The sequence below is a fragment of the Pseudonocardia endophytica genome, assembly GCF_004339565.1.
In the GTDB taxonomy this organism is placed as follows: Bacteria; Actinomycetota; Actinomycetes; order Mycobacteriales; family Pseudonocardiaceae; genus Pseudonocardia; species Pseudonocardia endophytica.
On the sequence record NZ_SMFZ01000001.1, the window covers coordinates 1,841,360 to 1,857,938 of the forward strand.

General features: G+C 73.3%; 18 protein-coding genes. 11 read left to right on the forward strand and 7 right to left on the reverse strand.

The window, feature by feature from the left end; translation table 11 throughout:
* Positions 1–104 precede the first annotated feature (104 nt).
* The 4 genes from EV378_RS08190 (at position 105) to tatB (ending at position 2,597) form a co-directional block, all read left to right on the forward strand.
* The gene (locus tag EV378_RS08190) at positions 105–1,007 is read left to right on the forward strand and encodes a ferritin-like domain-containing protein (RefSeq protein ID WP_132427601.1); all 903 of its coding nucleotides are present in this window, start codon (positions 105–107) and stop codon (positions 1,005–1,007) included.
* A gap of 79 nt (positions 1,008–1,086) precedes the next feature.
* Complete coding sequence (gene tatA, locus EV378_RS08195; protein ID WP_132422312.1) at positions 1,087–1,341, forward strand: Sec-independent protein translocase subunit TatA; 255 nt, start codon at positions 1,087–1,089, stop codon at positions 1,339–1,341.
* Between the two features lie 52 nt (positions 1,342–1,393).
* Positions 1,394–2,218, forward strand: a complete 825-nt coding sequence (tatC, locus tag EV378_RS08200; protein ID WP_243653345.1) for a twin-arginine translocase subunit TatC — start codon at positions 1,394–1,396, stop codon at positions 2,216–2,218.
* Between the two features lie 28 nt (positions 2,219–2,246).
* A complete protein-coding gene (tatB, locus tag EV378_RS08205) occupies positions 2,247–2,597 on the forward strand; it encodes a Sec-independent protein translocase protein TatB (protein WP_132422316.1) in 351 nt (116 codons plus the stop codon).
* Positions 2,598–2,832: 235 nt separating this feature from the next.
* Here the strand turns inward: tatB and EV378_RS08210 are convergent, their stop codons facing one another.
* From EV378_RS08210 to EV378_RS36715, 3 genes are all read right to left on the reverse strand, one after another.
* A complete protein-coding gene (locus tag EV378_RS08210; protein WP_132422318.1) occupies positions 2,833–3,270 on the reverse strand; it encodes a hypothetical protein in 438 nt (145 codons plus the stop codon).
* Between the two features lie 164 nt (positions 3,271–3,434).
* The gene (locus EV378_RS08215) at positions 3,435–3,911 is read right to left on the reverse strand and encodes a tetratricopeptide repeat protein (RefSeq protein ID WP_165922191.1); all 477 of its coding nucleotides are present in this window, start codon (positions 3,909–3,911) and stop codon (positions 3,435–3,437) included.
* Positions 3,912–4,055: 144 nt separating this feature from the next.
* A complete protein-coding gene (locus EV378_RS36715; RefSeq protein ID WP_279389602.1) occupies positions 4,056–4,190 on the reverse strand; it encodes a hypothetical protein in 135 nt (44 codons plus the stop codon).
* Positions 4,191–4,256: 66 nt separating this feature from the next.
* Between EV378_RS36715 and EV378_RS08220 the strand changes: the two genes are divergently transcribed.
* Positions 4,257–6,404 carry an acetate--CoA ligase family protein gene (locus tag EV378_RS08220; RefSeq protein WP_132422322.1) on the forward strand — a complete coding sequence of 716 codons (2,148 nt, stop codon included), beginning with the start codon at positions 4,257–4,259 and terminating at the stop codon, positions 6,402–6,404.
* A gap of 85 nt (positions 6,405–6,489) precedes the next feature.
* On the opposite strand, the gene EV378_RS08225 is transcribed toward EV378_RS08220, so the two are convergent.
* Entirely contained in the window at positions 6,490–6,987 is a 498-nt protein-coding gene (locus EV378_RS08225; protein WP_207908607.1) for a hypothetical protein, read from the reverse strand.
* An 86-nt stretch (positions 6,988–7,073) separates the two neighbouring features.
* On the opposite strand from EV378_RS08225, the gene EV378_RS08230 reads away from it, so the two are divergent.
* On the forward strand, positions 7,074–7,976 hold the full coding sequence (locus tag EV378_RS08230) for a sigma-70 family RNA polymerase sigma factor (RefSeq protein ID WP_132422324.1): 903 nt from the start codon (positions 7,074–7,076) through the stop codon (positions 7,974–7,976).
* A 75-nt stretch (positions 7,977–8,051) separates the two neighbouring features.
* Here EV378_RS08230 and EV378_RS08235 read toward each other — a convergent pair whose 3' ends face one another.
* Positions 8,052–8,915: a TIGR03621 family F420-dependent LLM class oxidoreductase gene (locus EV378_RS08235; protein WP_132422326.1), complete on the reverse strand. Its 864-nt coding sequence runs from the start codon at positions 8,913–8,915 to the stop codon at positions 8,052–8,054.
* A gap of 96 nt (positions 8,916–9,011) precedes the next feature.
* On the opposite strand from EV378_RS08235, the gene EV378_RS08240 reads away from it, so the two are divergent.
* From EV378_RS08240 to EV378_RS08250, 3 genes are all read left to right on the forward strand, one after another.
* Positions 9,012–9,677, forward strand: coding sequence for an alpha/beta hydrolase (locus EV378_RS08240; RefSeq protein WP_132422328.1), 666 nt, complete (start codon positions 9,012–9,014; stop codon positions 9,675–9,677).
* Between the two features lie 79 nt (positions 9,678–9,756).
* Complete coding sequence (locus tag EV378_RS08245) at positions 9,757–10,167, forward strand: PPOX class F420-dependent oxidoreductase (RefSeq protein WP_132422330.1); 411 nt, start codon at positions 9,757–9,759, stop codon at positions 10,165–10,167.
* Positions 10,168–10,340: 173 nt separating this feature from the next.
* Positions 10,341–12,005 (forward strand): cation:proton antiporter, encoded by a 1,665-nt coding sequence (locus EV378_RS08250; protein ID WP_132422332.1) that lies wholly within the window; start codon positions 10,341–10,343, stop codon positions 12,003–12,005.
* A gap of 4 nt (positions 12,006–12,009) precedes the next feature.
* Here the strand turns inward: EV378_RS08250 and EV378_RS08255 are convergent, their stop codons facing one another.
* The gene (locus tag EV378_RS08255; protein WP_243653346.1) at positions 12,010–13,236 is read right to left on the reverse strand and encodes a cytochrome P450; all 1,227 of its coding nucleotides are present in this window, start codon (positions 13,234–13,236) and stop codon (positions 12,010–12,012) included.
* A gap of 137 nt (positions 13,237–13,373) precedes the next feature.
* Between EV378_RS08255 and EV378_RS08260 the strand changes: the two genes are divergently transcribed.
* Positions 13,374–14,066, forward strand: a complete 693-nt coding sequence (locus tag EV378_RS08260) for a TetR/AcrR family transcriptional regulator (protein WP_132422334.1) — start codon at positions 13,374–13,376, stop codon at positions 14,064–14,066.
* A gap of 18 nt (positions 14,067–14,084) precedes the next feature.
* Here the strand turns inward: EV378_RS08260 and EV378_RS08265 are convergent, their stop codons facing one another.
* Positions 14,085–15,269, reverse strand: a complete 1,185-nt coding sequence (locus EV378_RS08265) for a cytochrome P450 (protein ID WP_207908608.1) — start codon at positions 15,267–15,269, stop codon at positions 14,085–14,087.
* A gap of 104 nt (positions 15,270–15,373) precedes the next feature.
* Between EV378_RS08265 and EV378_RS08270 the strand changes: the two genes are divergently transcribed.
* On the forward strand, positions 15,374–16,579 hold the full coding sequence (locus EV378_RS08270; RefSeq protein ID WP_132422338.1) for an FAD-dependent monooxygenase: 1,206 nt from the start codon (positions 15,374–15,376) through the stop codon (positions 16,577–16,579).

Sequence of the window (16,579 nt, forward strand, 5' to 3'; positions counted from 1 at the left end):
ACCCCGGTCGGCACCCGCGAGCCCCGCACGAGGAGACACTCGTGTTCGAAGGTTTCAACAAGCAGTTCATCAGGAACTCGATCGACCGCAGCGCAGAGAACCCGATGGACCGCCGTCGGTTCCTGCGCGCCGCAGGCCTGACCGGTGTCGGTGTCGCCGGCCTGGGCGTGCTCGGCAGCGGCATCGCCTACGCCGGTGACGGCGCCGCAGAGGGTGGTGGCGGGCCGTCGGACGCCGCCGTCCTGAACTTCGCACTCAACCTGGAGTACCTGGAGGCGGAGTTCTACCTGCGCGCGCTCACCGGTGAGGGCCTCAAGGACAGCCAGATCGACGGATCCGGCACCCCCGGCGAGGTCACCGGCGGCCGGAAGGTCGAGTTCTCGACCAAGCTCGGTGCCCAATACGCCAAAGAGATCGCGGCCGACGAGAACGCCCACGTCGACTTCCTGCGCAAGGCGCTCGGCGACGCGAAGGTCGCCCGCCCGGCGATCGACCTGGAGGCCGCGTTCACCGCCGCCGCCACCGCCGCCGGCGTGATCAAGCAGGGCGAGACGTTCGACCCGTTCGCCGACGAGACCAGCTTCCTGCTGGGCGCGTTCATCTTCGAGGACGTCGGGGTCACGGCCTACAAGGGCGCGTCGCCGCTGGTGTCGAACAAGACGTTCCTGGAGGCCGCGGCCGGCATCCTGGCCGTCGAGGCCTACCACGCAGGCCTCGTCCGGACCGTGCTGCTGGCCAGCGACAAGGACGGCAGCGTCGCCGAGACCGTCGGCAAGATCTCCGACGCGCGCGACTCGCTGGACGGGCCGGACGACCTGGACCAGGGCATCGTCGACGACAACGGCGACGCCAACATCGTGCCGACCGACGCGAACTCGATCGCGTTCTCGCGCTCGGCGGGCCAGGTCCTCAACATCGCATACCTCAGCCCGAAGTCGGTCACCTCCGGCGGGTTCTTCCCGGCGGGCGTGAACGGCGAGATCAACGCATCGGCCGCCAGCGGCTGACGTCGACGACGGGTGGGTGGCCGGCACCGGTCACCCACCCGCTTCGTCGTCCGTCCCCCACCCCGGAAGGAGACGACCCATGGGCGCCATGAGCCCCACGCACTGGCTGATCGTGATCGGCGTGCTCGTCCTGCTGTTCGGTGCGAAGAAGCTGCCGCAGATGGCCCGCTCCGTCGGCCAGTCCGCCCGCGTGTTCAAGGGCGAGATGAAGGGCCTGCGCGACGACGAGGAGAAGACCGAGCAGCCTGAGCAGGCCGAGCCTGCCGCCCCTGCTCAGGTCGAGGCCGCGCCGGCGCCGGCCGCGGCACCGGTCACCGAACGTCCCGCCGCCTGAGATGGCTCTCCGGGCACCGCGGTCACGCCGACGGTCCAATCCGCAGGGAGAGATGGCCCTGATCGGCCACCTCTACGAGCTGCGCAACCGGCTCGGTATCGCGATCGTCGCGATCGTCGTGACCACGGTGTTCGGGTACATCTGGTTCGAGACGGCCCTGTTCGGCCTCCCGAGTCTGGGCGAGCTGCTCAAAGCGCCCTACTGCGAGCTGCCGCCCTCCGCCCGTGCGGTGATCACCGCCGACCCGAGGGCGTGCACGCTGCTCGGCACCGGCCCGTTCGACCAGTTCATGCTCCGCCTCAAGGTCGGGGCGACCGCGGGCATCGTGCTCGCCTGCCCGGTCTGGATGTACCAGATCTGGGGTTTCGTCACACCCGGGCTGCGCCGCAACGAGCGTCGCTACGCGATGGGGTTCGCCTCGATCGCCGCCGTGTTGTTCGCCGCGGGCGCCGTCCTCGCGTACTTCGTGGTCGCCCAGGGTCTGGGTTTCCTGCTGACGATCGGCAGCGAGATCCAGACGACGGCACTGACCGGCGAGTCCTACTTCGGCTTCGTGATCGCCCTTCTGGTCATCTTCGGGGTCAGCTTCGAGCTCCCGCTGCTCGTCGTGGCGCTGAACCTGGCCGGGGTGGTGTCCTACGCGGCCCTGCGCAAGGCCCGTCGCGGTCTGATCTTCGGGCTGTTCGTGTTCGCCGCGATCGCGACACCCGGTCAGGACCCGATCTCGATGATGGCGCTGGCCCTCGCCCTGACGGCGCTGTTCGAGCTCGCCATCCAGGTCGCCCGCTTCACCGACCGACGGCGGGTCCGCCGCGACGCCGAGACCGACCCGGACGCCCCCTCCGACATCGACACCACACCGAGCCGGCTCCCCTGACCGCCCGGACGAGAGCGGAGCGCATGCCATGTTCGAGAACGTCGGCTGGGCCGAGATCCTCGTGCTCGTCGTCGCGGGCCTGTTCGTCCTCGGGCCCGAACGACTCCCGGACGCCGCCCGCTGGCTCGGCAACGCGGTCAAGCAGGTGCGCGACTACGCCACCGGCACCCGGGACCACCTGCGTGACGAGCTCGGCCCGGAGTTCGACCAGATCCGGCAGCCGCTCGACGACCTTCGTGGTCTGCGTGACCTCAACCCGCGCAGGGCGATCACCCGCACGCTGTTCCCGGACGACGAGCCGGCACCGCCGAGCGGCCGCGGCCCGCTGACGCCCACGGCCCCGGCCGAGCGTCCGCCGATCGACCCCGACGCGACCTGAACCTCCGGTCGACCGGTTCCGGCAGTAAGGACGAATTAATCACGGTATCCACGTCGAATTGCGCAGATCCGGAAATGCGCGCTCGGCCCCGTCGCTTCGAGGCGCGGCGGCGGCCCGCCGTCACGTCAGGCCGACAGGGCCGGCCTTCGTCCGCAGCGGCATCGTGCGACGTCCACCCGCGTCACGACGTCGGGCCGGGACACCGTGGTGTCCCGGCCCGACGGTTCCGGATGGGTCAGCCGAGGCCGAGCCCCTCCTCGGCCTTGGTGACTCCGAGCTGGTTCTCGATGTCCGTGAGGCCGGTGGCGTCTCCGAGCTGGTCGCTGATGTCGGCGACGCCCGTCGACTCCTCGATGCCGCTGACGGTTCCACCGACCTGCTGGATGACGCCGTCCGGCGGCTCCTCGTCGGCGAAGGCGACGCCGCCACCGAGGCCCGTCACCGCGACGGCAACCACGGCACCCGCAGTGAGCCGTCCGGCCCGGACAGCAAGCTTCCTCGACATACACCACTCCTTGCGTTCTGACGCGCCCTCGCCGCGACGAGGGCCGATCAGCGCGCGACACGATCTTCGTCGCGCACCGCCGAATCGTGCGTGATCGATCATGACAAGCGCGTTTCCGCGCGTTTCTCGCCCATGAATTCGCCCGAAGAAGCGTGGGTCGGCGGTCATTTCTTCACACGATGGAGTGGTTTACTCCTGGTTCGGAAGCCGGCTCGCTCCGGTTCGCCGTCACCTCCACTCCTGGCCGCCGCGACTCCATTCGTAGGCGTACGCGAAAGCGATCGTCGCGAGGTGGAGGGTGATGTCCGGCGTCGACGGGATCGGCGGCTCCGTCACTGCGGGCTGCGTGCGTGGCGCTGGTCGTCCACCCACCGCCCGATCCGGCGAGCCCGGCGGTGATCGCCCAGCCGCCGCAGCACGATCGCCAGGCTGATCGTCGAGACGAGCGTGTCGGGGTGGTCGTCGCCGAGTACGTGCCGTTGCCGCGCCAGCGTGTCCTCGACGAGTGCCCGTGCCGCCTCGTTCTCGTCCAGGCGGAGGAGATCCATGGCGAGACCGGTCGCGGCGGCGAGCGTGTCCGGATGGTCGTGCCCGTGGCGCCGACGGCGACTGTCCAGCAGGTTCTCGTGCACGGTCCTGGCGCGCCGGTACTCACCCCGTTCGTGGAGGTCCGCGCCGCGGGCACCGGCGTCGACCGGTGGTCCGGCCCGGGTCTCCTCCGGTGCGCGGCGCGGTCGCGGAACGGCCCGCTCGTCGACCGCTTCCGACGGTCCCGCCTCGGCTCCGGTGTCATCCGTCGTCCACGTCACCGGCCGCACCCGCCCATCTCGCACTCGTGCAGAGTCGCTGCGCCTCCTATCGTTCGACCGCGCGACGTCCGGGGCAATGCTGCATCGGGGTCTCACCGCGTGACCCCGCGCGACCTGCCGGTCGGTGGTCGTGCGCCGTCCGGATCACCGCATCTTCTCGTGCGTCGACGGCAGGTCCGGGTGCTCGGCGCGGAACGCCGGCTCGGCGATCGTGCCGCCGGGCAGGCGTGGCAGCGGCTCGTCGCGCACGACGACATGGCGCGGCACCGTGTCGTTCACCGGCACGTCGGAGGCGGGACGGCCGGTCCGTTGACCCCCCGCTCGGCCGTGACCTAACGTCCGATCGTGACGGACCGCCGCACCGCAGATCAGGTTCCGGTCGGCGGACCGGTCGCTCCCGGGCTCGACGCCCTGTTCGATGCACGGTCCGTCGCCGTGGTGGGCGCCTCCGACGACCGGAACAAGCTCGCCGGGCGGGTGCTGGCGCTGCTGACCGGGAGCGGGTTCGACGGCACGGTCCACCCGGTGAACCCGCGGCGCGACACGGTCCAGGGGCTTCCGTCGTTCCCGTCGGTGGCCGCGCTGCCCGAGGTCCCTGACCTCGCGGTCGTGATCGTCCCGGCCGACGCGGTCGAGGCGGCGGTCGTCGAGTGTGCCGTGGCGGGTGTCCGGGTCGCCGTCGTGACCTCGGCCGGGTTCGCCGAGACCGGCGCCGCGGGCGCGGCGGTGCAGCGACGGATGGCGGACGCCGCCCGGCGGGCGGGGATGCGGCTGCTCGGGCCGAACTGCCTGGGCGCGGTGAACTCCGCGAGCCGCCTCTGCGCGTCGTTCTCCGCGACGTTCGTCCGCGGGCTCCCGACGCCGGGCCCGGTCGGGGTGGTCAGCCAGAGCGGCGCCTACGGCGGGCACGTCCTGCACCTGGCCGGCGTGCGCGGCCTCGGCGTGCGGTACTGGCTCACCACCGGCAACGAGGCCGACATCGACGTCGCCGAGGGCATCCGCTGGATGGCCGAGCGCGACGACGTCTCGGTGATCCTCGCCTACGTGGAGGGTGTCTCCGACGGCGCGCGGTTCGTCGACGCGCTGCGGGCCGCGCACCGGACGCGCACGCCGGTCGTCGTGCTGCGCACCGGGTCCTCGCGGGCCGGGGGACGCGCGGCCGCGTCGCACACCGGTGCGTTCACCGGCTCGGACGCGGTGTTCGACCGGGTGCTCGCCGAGTACGGCGCCCACCGGGCCCGCACGATCGAGGAGCAGCTCGACGTCGTCTACGCGTGTTCCCGCGGGATACCCGCTCCGGGGCGCCGGCTCGGCGTCGTGACGGTGTCCGGCGGGGTCGGAGCGCAGATCTGCGACGCCGCGGACCGCTACGGTCTCGAGCTTCCGGAGCTCCCGGAGGCGGCGAGGGAACGGGTGACGGCGCTGCTGCCGTACGCGACCGTCGCGAACCCCGTCGACACCACCGCGAACATCCTGCAGCGGACCGACGTGCTGACCGCGGCCGTCGAGACGATCTTCTCCCGGCGCACGTACGACACGCTGGTCGCGTTCTTCACGACGGTGCTGCTCAACGCGGACACGGCCGCCGCCGTGCTGTCCGCGATGACCGACGCGCTCGCGTACCGGGCGGGCGAGACCGTCGCGATCTGCATGATCGCCGAGCCGGAGACGGTGGCCGCGTTCGAGCGGGCGGGCTGCCTGGTGTTCGAGGACCCGGACCGGGTGGTGCGCGCCGTCGCGGCCCTCGCCGGGTTCGCCGAGGCGTTCGCGCGGCCCGTGCCGCCTCCGTCCGCGGTCACCCTTCCGACCACGGTCCTGCGCGGGCCGTTCGACCAGCCCACCGCGCGATCCGTGCTCGCGAACGCCGGGATCCCGGTCCTCCCGATCGAGACCGCCGGATCGGCCGACGACGCCGTCGCCGCGGCCGGGCGTCTCGGGTACCCGGTGGTGGTGAAGGCGGTCTCCCCCGACGTCGAGCACTTCTCCGACGCGGGCGGGGTCGCACTCGCCCTGGAGACGGCGGACCAGGTGCGGGCGGCGTTCGACCAGGTCACGACGTCGGTTCGCCGGTCCCACCCGGACGCGCACGTCACCGGGGTGGCCGTCTCGCCGATGGCGCGGGCCGGTGGCGTCGAGACGATCGTCGGCGTGAGCAGGGATCCGGTGTTCGGCCCGGTCGTGCTGCTCGGCCTCGGTGGGGTGTACGTCGAGACGCTCGGCGACACGGTGACCCGCCTCGCCCCCGTGGACGACGACGGCGCCCGCGCGATGATCGACGAGCTGCGGGGATCCGCCCTGCTCACCGGCTCCCGCGGACGTCCCGCGGCCGACATCGGTGCGCTGGCCACGGCCCTGGTGCGGCTGTCGGAGTTCGCCGTCGAGCACCCGGAGGTGGTGTCCGCGGAGGTGAACCCGCTCGTGGTGTGGACGGACGGCGCGGCCGCGCTGGACACGGTGGTGACCACCGGCTCCGAACAGGACGGACGACCGTGACCCGCCGACCCGGGTGACCGACGAGCGGTGGCAGGAGGTGGGCGACGACGCCACCGGCAGGGTCGTGCAGTCGGAGCCGCCGGGCTCACGCGTCCGTGAGCGAGGGCGGAGCGTCCCCGCGCGGCGTGAGGCGGAACGCGCGGGCGCCGGCGGCCCACGCCTTCGCGAGGTCGGCGGGATCCGGCTCGCCCTGCTGGTCGAGACCGATCTTGTTGAAGGCGGCGAAGTTGTGGTTGTCACGCGACATGTCCGCGTACGCCGCGACGACACCCGCCTCGTCGGTGATCACCTGCACGTCGGCCGTGCGCCGCCTGCCCATCAGGCGGACGACGACCGGCGTGCCGGTCCGCAGGTTGCGACCCCACGTGAACGGCGTCCCGATCAGCAGGACCTCGCCCTGCCGGGTGTACGCCACCGGCACGTCGAAGCGCCTCCCCGAGGTGCGGCCCACGATCTCCAGCTCGACCAGCCGGCGGCCGACGACCCGGCACAGCAGCGGCGTGCGGAGCAGCGTGTGCACGACGGCGTTGGCGACTCCCTGCATCCTCATGGTGGTGGCCCGGGGCGGGACGTTCGTGGTCATGGTTTCCTCCGGTCTCGACGGTGGTGTGACGTCGGCCTGCTGCGGATCGTCATAGCGGTGACGGACGGCGCGGGCGAAAGGTAACGATGGGCATCGACGCGAGCGAGGGCGACACCGCGGACCGGGCGGCGGGCTTCGAGGCGCACCGCGGCCGGTTGCGGGCGATCGCCTACCGGATGCTGGGGTCGGTGGCCGACGCCGACGACGCGGTGCAGGAGACCTGGCTGCGGTTCGCGGGGTCGGACACCGGCGCCGTCCGGAACCCGGCGGGCTGGCTCACCACCGTCCTGTCGCGCATCTGCCTGGACATGTTGCGCGCCAGGGCGTCGCGGCGCGAGGAGCCGTGGGAGATCCACCTGCCGGACCCGGTCGTGAGCGCGGTCGACCGGGACGACCCGGAACACCAGGCGGTGCTCGCCGACTCGGTGGCGCTCGCCCTGCTCGTCGTCCTGGACACGCTCTCGCCGTCGGAGCGCCTCGCGTTCGTCCTGCACGACCTGTTCGGCGTGCCGTTCGCCCAGATCGGCCCGATGCTCGACCGCTCGCCGGCCGCCGCGAAACAGCTCGCCAGCCGCGCCCGGAACCGCGTCCGTGCGAACCCTCCGGTGTCGAACGTCGACCCCGGACGGCAGCGCGCGATGGCGGAGGCGTTCCTGGCCGCGGCACGTGACGGCGATCTCGCCCGGCTGATGGCCGTGCTCGACGGGGACGTGGTGCTGCGGGCCGACACGGGCGACGGTCCGTGGGGCCCGTCGGAGGTCGTGCGGGGCGCCGAGGCGGTCGCCGGGCGGGTGACCCGGTTCAGCGGACTCGCCCGTCTCGCGCGGCCGGTCGTCGTCAACGGGGCTCCCGGCTACCTCACCGTCGCGCAGGGACGCCCGTTCTCGCTGCTCACGGTCGTCGTCCGGGACGACCGGATCGTCGAGATCGACGTGCTCGCCGACCCCGACCGGCTGGACCTGCTCCTCGACGGGCGCGTCGAGGAGTAGGTCGGCGGCGTCCGTCCTCGGCTGGCCGACCACCGCATCACGCCGCCGACCGAGACGGTCGGCTCCCGAGACAGCTCATGTCACGGCCGCGATCAGCTTCTCCAGGCCGGCCCATGTCACGCCCGGCATCAGGTTGAACGTGACGTACGTGATGCCCAGTTCCTCGCGCAGGGACCGGATCCGGTCGGCCGCGGCGTCGACCGGCCCCGGCAGGTAGGCGGCCATCCGCCGCAGGTCGTCGTCGGACCTGTCGGGCACGAGGAACCGCATGACGGACAGGTCCTCCGGGTCGTCGAGACCGGTGTGCAGGAAGCTGAACGCGAGCTCGATCTCGGCGATGCGGTCCCCTGCCTCGCGGCGGAGGAACCGGACGCGGTCGGCGAGGTGCTCGTGGGTCCCCCAGCTCGGGAACGCGGCGATGTCGGCGTGCCGGGCGGCGACACCGAGCATCCGGTCACCGACGCCCGCGATCATGATCGGCGGCGGGCTCTGCACGGGACGCGGGAGGTGGTCCGGGCCGGACAACAGGCGCCGGACGGCCGTCGCGGTCTCGGCGACCCGGTCCACCCGCGCCGCGGGCGTCGGGACGGGGAGGCCGGCGGCTGTGAAGTCGGCGTCGCCGTAGCCGGCTCCGAGGCCGATCTCCAGCCGCCCGCCGGTCGCCGAGTCGACGGCGGCCAGGTCCCGTGCGAGCACCGCGGGCGTGTAGAGCGGCGTGTTCAGCACGAGCGTCCCCACCCGGACCGCCGGTGCCGCAGCCGCGACGGCGGCCAACGGCACCAGCGGCGCGGTCAGGCCGATGTGGTCGGGCAGCAGGACCACGTCCACGCCGATGCCCGCCGCTCGCCGGGCCTGCTCGGCCATCTCCGGCACCGGTTCGCGCCCGAGCAGGGCCAGTCCGATCCGGGTACGACGGGTGGTGTCGAGTGTGTGCGTCATGGCGGCGACGGTGACGCGGGGCGCTGACCGGCTGCTTGCCGCGCGGTCGGGCGGCACCGCAAGCGTCCGTCAAGTCACACCAGGATCGGACGGACGATGGACGACGACGCAGGCCCCCTCGCGGGCGAGCTGGTCACCGAGACGATCGACGTCGACGGCGGACGGTCGGTCACGGCCTACGTCCCGCCCGATCCACCGGACGGCGTCGTCGTCGGCGGCGACGGCCAGGCGACCCGACGGTGGGCCGCCGCCCTCGAGTCCGCGGGCCGGACGTCGACGATGATCGTCGGTGTCCATCGGGTCGACGACGAGACGGCGCGGCTCCACGAGTACTCGCCGGGTTTCGACCCGGCCCGGTTCGCGGCGCACGAGCGGCTGCTCGTGGAGGACGTCGGCCGGTGGACGTCGTCGCGGTTCGGGGTGGCCCCGCCCGCAGCGCGCACCGCGGTGTTCGGGGTCTCGGCAGGCGGGGAGCTCGCGCTCGCGCTGGGGCTGCGGCATCCCGACGTCTTCGGCGCCGTGCTCTGCGCGTCGCCCGGCGCGGGTTACCGCCCTCCCGCGACGCTTCCGGCTCGGCTGCCGCGCACGTACCTCGTGGCCGGGACGGACGAGCCGTTCTTCCGGGACAACGCGACCCGGTGGGCCACCGCCCTGCGGGATGCGGGCGCCGACGTCGTCCTGCGGGAACGGCCCGGATCGCACGGCGACGACTTCTGGTACCGGGAGTTCCCGCTGATGACGGCGTGGGCGTTCGGGCGATGACGACGGCAGGCGTGCGGTCCGTGACCGCGCAGCGGGATCATCGGAGGTGCCGACCACCACCGAACCCGGGGAGCGACCCATGGATCTCGACGAGGCTCGCGCCGTCGTGCGCGAGCAGCCGCACGCCGTGCTGGCCACCACCCGTCGCGACGGCGGCCCGCAGATGTCACCCGTCGCCGTCGCCGTGGACGACGACGGCCGCCTGCTCGTCAGCACCCGCGAGACCGCCGTGAAGACCCTCAACCTGCGACGGGACCCGAGGGCGTGGCTGTGCGTGCTGGCCGACGGGTTCTTCGGACGGTGGGTCCAGGTCGAGGGCACGGCCGAGATCGTCGAGCTGCCGGACGCGATGGGCCTGCTGGAGGACTACTACCGCAGGGTGTCCGGCGAGCACCCCGACTGGGACGACTACCGCGCCGCCATGCAGCGGGAGCGGCGGGTGGTCCTGCGGATCACGATCGACCGGGCGGGGCCCGACCGGTCCGGCTGAGGCCTCCCCCCGGGGACGCCCGACCACCGACGATCGGATCCCGGGAAGCGACCCGGGTCGCCGACGCGCTGGTCGGGCGCGGTGTCCGACGCCGGGCGGGAAGGGTCCCGCACGGCGATCGCCTCCGGGCGACGAGCCGCGCGGGGACCGGTCCGCGCGGTTAGCGTGCCGCCGTGGAGATCCTGGTCATCGGACTGCTGGGGATGCTCGCGGTCGCCGGGGCGTCGGCCCTGTCCGAACGCGTCGGTGTGGCGGCGCCGCTGCTGCTCGTGGTCGTCGGGCTCGTGGTGAGCCAGCTGCCCGGGGTGCCGGTGGTCGAGGTGGACCCGGAGTGGGTGCTCGCCGGGATCGTGCCACCGCTGCTGTTCTCCTCGGCCGTGTCGATGCCGACGATGAACTTCCGCCGCGAGTTCGGCGCGATCAGCGGGCTGTCGGTCCTGCTCGTCGTGGCGTCGACGGCCGTGATCGGGGTCGTGCTGGCGGCCGTCGTCCCCGGCCTCGGGCTGGCCGCGGGGTTCGCGCTGGGCGCGATCCTGAGCCCGACCGACGCCGTCGCGACCGGGATCGTGAAGCGGGTCGGCGTCTCGGCGCGGGTCACCACGGTGCTCGACGGCGAGAGCATGCTCAACGACGCCACGGCGCTCGTCGTGCTGCGGGCCGCGATCGCCGCGACGGCGGCCTCGGTGTCGATCGGCGGCGTGCTGGGCGACTTCGCGCTGGCCGTCGCGGTGGCCGTCGCCGTCGGGCTGGCCGTCGGGTGGGTCGGGCTGCGCGTCCGCGCCCGGGTGAGCGCCGCGCGGGTCGGGACGGTGATCTCCTACGCGCTGCCGTTCGCGGCGTCGCTCCCGGCCGAGGCGCTGGGCGGGTCGGGGCTGGTCGCCGCCGTCGTCGCCGGGCTGCTCACCGGGCAGGGCGCCATCCGTCACCTCTCGCCGCAGGACCGGCTCTCCGACCGGCAGAACTGGCGGACGATGGAGACGCTGCTGGAGGGTGCGATCTTCCTGATCATGGGCCTGCAGCTGCCGACGGTGCTGGGCGACCTGCACGCCGACGGCGGGTCGGTCGGGCAGGGCGTGGCGCTGGCCGCGCTCGCGCTGGTACTGACGCTCGTCGTCCGCGCCGCCTACACGGCTCCGCTGCTCGCCCTGCAGCGCAGGCTCTCCCGTCGGAAGACGTCCGAGCGGTCCGAGCTGCAGCTCACCGACCAGGCGCTGGACAGCGGCGTGATCTCCTACCGCGGCCGGTCCCGGGACATCGAGCCGGAGAACGTCGACCGGTTCCGCTCCCGGCTCCGACGGCGGATGGCCGACATCGACTACCTGCTCGCCGAGCCGCTGGGCGCGCGCGAGGGCGCGGTGATCGTCTGGGCGGGGATGCGGGGCGCGGTCACGCTCGCCGCGGCGCAGACGCTGCCCGAGGACGCGCCGCAGCGCTCGTTGCTGGTCGTCGTCGCGTTCCTGGTCGCGGCGGCGTCGCTGCTGTTCCAGGGGTCGACGCTGGCCTGGGTCGTCCACCGGGTGAAGCCGGCGGGCCCCGATCCGGAGGCGGCGGCGGCCGAGCGGGACGAGCTCCAGAGCCGGATGCGGGCCGTCGCCATCGAGGTCCTGAAGCGTCACCCGACCCAGCCGTGGGCGGCGGAGTTCCTGGAACGCTCCGCGGAGAAGGCCGGGACCCCCGACCCCACGGCGATGAGCGACCTCCGTCTGGAGATGATCCGCGCCCAGCGGGAGTCGCTCGTCGCGGCGAGGGCGGAGGGCCGGTTCGACGCCGCCGCGCTGAGCGCCGCCCTGGAGACGCTCGACGCCGAGCAGATCAACATCGAGATGCGCGCGGGCTGACCTCTCACCAGGTGACCGGCAGCCTCCACGCGCCGTAGATGGCGGCGTCGTCCTTGAAGTCGACCTCGTCCACCGGCACCGCCAGGCGCAGGCCGGGGATGCGGCGGAACAGCGTGCCGAACACGACCTCGAGCTCCTGGCGCGCCAGGTTCTGGCCGAGGCACTGGTGCGGGCCGAACCCGAACGCGATGTGGTGCCGGGCGCCGCGTTCGACGTCCAGGGCGTCCGGCTCGTCGAACACGCGGGGGTCGCGGTTCACGGCCAGTCCGGAGACGATCACGCCCTCGCCGGCCCGGATCGTCTCGCCCGCGATCTCGACGTCCTCGGTCGCCACCCGGGAGGTGGCCGTCCCGACGATGCTGAAGTAGCGCAGCAGCTCCTCGACGGCCAGCGGGATCCGGCTCGGGTCCGACGTGAGCAGCGCCAGCTGGTCGGGACGCTCCAGCAGCCCGACGACGCCCAGCGAGATCATGTTCGCGGTCGTCTCGTGCCCGGCGGCCAGCAGCAGGAACGCGAGGCTGACCATGGCGGCGTGGTCGAACGTCCCCTCGGCCTTCTGCGCCGCGATCTGCCGCGAGAACAGGTCGTCGCCGGGCTCGGACTCCTTGCGCGTGATCAGCTCCGCCAGGTAGCCGCGCAGCTCGTCGAGCGCCCGCTGCTTGTCCGCCGACGGCGTGGTCCGCCGGATCAGCGCGGACGTGCGGACCTGGAAGAAGTCGTGGTCGTCGTACGGGACGCCGAGCATCTCGCAGATCACCAGGGACGGCACCGGCAGCGACAGCGCGGCCACCAGGTCGACCGGGTGCTCGTCGGCGGCCAGCATCTCGTCGACGAAACCGTCCACGATCTGCTCGATCCGGGGCCGCAGCGCGGCCAGCCGCTTGACGGTGAACTCGCCGATCACCGCCCGCCGCGCCGCGGAGTGTTCCGCACCGTCCATCCCGATCATCGACGGCGGCTGGTTGCGGAAGCGCTCGCGGACGGCCGGGTCGCCGTCGGGCAGCGGGAACCGGGGCAGGCGCCGGTCGGAGGAGAACCGCCGGTCGGTGAGGATCGCGCGCCCCTCCTCGTGCCGGCTCACCCACCACGCCTCGTCACCGCCGCGCAGCCGCACCCGGCTCACGGCCGCCTGTTCCCGCTGACGCCCGTACTGCTCGGGCTCGGCGAACGGACAGGTCCGGACGGCCGGGTACGTCTCATCGGCCACCGCGCCGCTCACTGTGTCGGTCACCGGGACCACCCCCAACTATGTGGACGAACTTCCTCCACTTCCACGGTATCCATGTGGAGGATCTCCGTCCACTTGCTGTGGGCGCGGTGTCCGTTCCGCCCGGTACCCGTGAGAACATCTTCCGATCGGGAGGTGCGATGGACGAGGCACGCCCCACGTTGCGGGCGGACGCGCGCCGCAACCGGGAGCAGATCATCGAGGCGGCACGGGCCCTGTTCGCCCGGGTCGGCCCGGCCGTGCCGATGGAGGAGGTCGCGCGGGCCGCGGGCGTCGGCGTCGCGACGCTCTACCGCCGCTTCCCGGACCGTGAGCAGCTGATCGAGGCCGTGAGCCACGACAACGTCGACCGGCTCGTCGACCTGGCCCGGCGGGTCGAGCGCGACGAGCCGGACCCGATGGCCGCCCTGACCACGCTGCTGCGCTCCGCCCTCGACCTGCGCCTGGGACTCGTCCTGTCCACGGTGTCGACGCGCACCTACCGCGCCGTGCTGGAGTCCCCCATCGTCGCCGGGCAGCGGGCCGAGGTGATTTCCGTGTTGCGACGGCTGGTGCACCGCGCCCAGGCCGACGGCTCGGTCCGGCCGGACGTGGACGTCGGCGACGCGATCCTGGCGCTCGTGCTCGCCTCGCAGGTCGTCCCGCCTGCCGACGACGAGAACGGCACCATGGTGTTCGAGCGCCTGTTCGCGCTCGTGATGGACGGCCTGCGCGGGACGGGTGCCGCCCCGCTGCCCGGGCACCCGCTGGACTACGAGCAGATCGTCGAGCTCGGCAGGCGCGGCACGTTCGGACGGACGATCACGCCCCCGCAGTCCGCCCCGGCCGGCTGAGCCCCCGTCGGGCCGGGATCAGGCGCGCGTCACCGAGACCTCGAGCCGCTCCAGCCCGCGCAGCCCGTTGTTGATCATCGGGGTGGACTCCACGATCTCGAACCGGCGCACGCGGTCGGCCAGCCGCTCCAGCAGCGCGGTCATCTCCAGCCGCGCCAGGTGCATCCCGACGCAGACGTGCTCGCCGCGGCCGAACGCGAGGTGGTCGGACGGCTTGCGGGTGATGTCGAACCGGGCCGGGTCGGGATACTGCCGGTGATCGCGGTTGGCTGCGCCGTAGAGCAGCGCGACGCGCGTCCCGGCCGGCAGCGCGACGCCGCCGACCTCGTGGTCCTCGGTCAGCACCCGCGAGAACTGCGGGACCGGCGACTCGATGCGCAGCGACTCGTTGATCGCGTGCGGGATCAGCGAGCGGTCGGCGCGCAGCAGGTCCCACTGGTCGGGGTGATCGGCGAACAGCCGGATCGTGTTCGTGATCGCCAGGATCGTGGTGTCCAGGCTCGGCGTGACGTAGTCGAGCATCATCACCGGGCACTTGTCGTGGGGCATCTCGCCGCGGTCGGCGGCCTGGTAGAGGTGCGCGGCCCAGCCGTTCGGGTCGATGTTGCCCGGCACCGCCTCCTGGGTGGCGAACGCCATGAACTCGTCGACGGCGGGCATCGACGCGGCGAACCGCTCGTTCGCGGGACCCTGGACGTTCCAGATCGCCGCCGCCCACTCCAGCATCTTGAGACGGCCCCGGTCCGGGAGCCCGACCAGGTCGGACACGACGGCCATCGGGAGGTGCTCGGCGAGCTCGGTCGCCGCGTCGAACCGGCCCCGGTCCACGAGCTCGGTGACGATCCGCTCGGCCTCGGACTCGATCCGCGGCGCGATCTCGCGCATCCGGTCCTGGCGCAGCGGGCGCCCCAGCACGGAGCGCATCATCGTGTGGTCCGGCGGGTCGCTGCACAGCGTGATGCCCTCGAGCTGGCGGTTCAGCTCCGGGTCGACGAACACGCCGCGCGCCGAGGTGAACGTCTTCCAGTCCATCAGCGCGGCGCGGACCTCGTCGTAACGCGGGAGCGCGTACAGGTCGTCGCGCGTCAGGTGGACGACGGGGCCGAGCTCGCGCAACTCGTCGTAGATCGGGTAGGGGTCGGTCCGCGCCTGCTCGGTGTAGAGGTCGACGTCGCTGGCCGGGATGGTGGAAACGGTGGGCACGGTCGCGGGTCTCCGGGGGGTGGTGGGGCGATCGGGTCGGCTCCGACCCTGCCGCACGACGGCCGCGACGTCACGTGCGCGGAACGCGGGTACGGTCCGTCGGCATGCCGACCGAGGCCCGTACGACTCCGGCCGGATCGTGGCCGGTGGCGATCGTCGGCGCCGGCCCGGCCGGTCTCGTGCTGGCGTGGCTGCTGCACCGCGACGGGATTTCCGCGCTCCTGATCGAGCGCTCCGACGCGGCGCCCCTGGGCCGGACCCCGAAGGCCGGAGCGATGGAACACCGCATCGCGCGGCTGCTCGAGAGCGAGGGGCTGGGCGCGCCGATCCTGCCGCTGGACGCCGAGAACCACCGGTGCGAGTTCCGCGTTCCCGGCACGGCGGTGACGATCGACTACGGCGCTCTGACCGGCGGTAGAGGGCATGTGCTGCTCCCCCAGCACCGGCTCGTCCGTGCGCTCGCCGACGCGGCGGGCGAGGCAGGCGTCCCGGCGTGGTTCGGACGGGAGGTCGTCGACGTCGCGGTCGACGCCGACGGTGCGACGACCGTCGTCGCGGGTCCGGACGGGACGCGTCACGCGGTGCGCTCGGAGATCCTCGTCGGCGCGGACGGGGCCGGGAGCCGGGTCGCGGCGGCGGTCACGGCCCACGCGACCGTCCACGAGCGACACCTTCCCGGGCGGTGGCTCGTCGTGGCCGCCGCGGCGCCGCCCACGGTCGGGCACACCGTGTACGCCGCCGATCCGCGCGGGTTCGCCGCCCAGCTCCGCCGCGGTCCCGACGAGACGCGCTACTACCTGGGGATCGGGCCCGGCGAGAGCGCGCGGGACCGGTCCGCCGACGCGATCCGGGCCGAGCTCGCCGACCGCCTCGACGTCGGCAGCGCGCTCGACGACGTCGCGATCACCGAGGTCGGCACGCTCGACCTGCGCACCCGGGTGGTCGCGCCGATGCGGCACGGACCGGTCCTCCTCGCGGGCGACGCCGCGCACCTGATCACACCGGCCGGCGGGAAGGGCATGAACCTCGCGATCGGGGACGCGGTCGAGCTGGCCCGCGGGCTCGTCGAGCACGTCGCGGGGAACGGCGCCCGCCTCGCCGCGTACTCGCAGACGCGGCTGCCGGTCGTGTGGCGGGCCCAGGCGTTCTCGGACTGGCTGCTGCGCATCCTGTCCGCGCCGTCCGTCGCACCGGACGACGCGGGCTTCCTCGGGGGCCTGCGCGACGGGTGGATCACCGCCCTGCGCGACGACCCGCACCTCGCGCGCTGGTTCGCGCACGCCTACGCCGGCGTCGACCCCGCGTCCTGA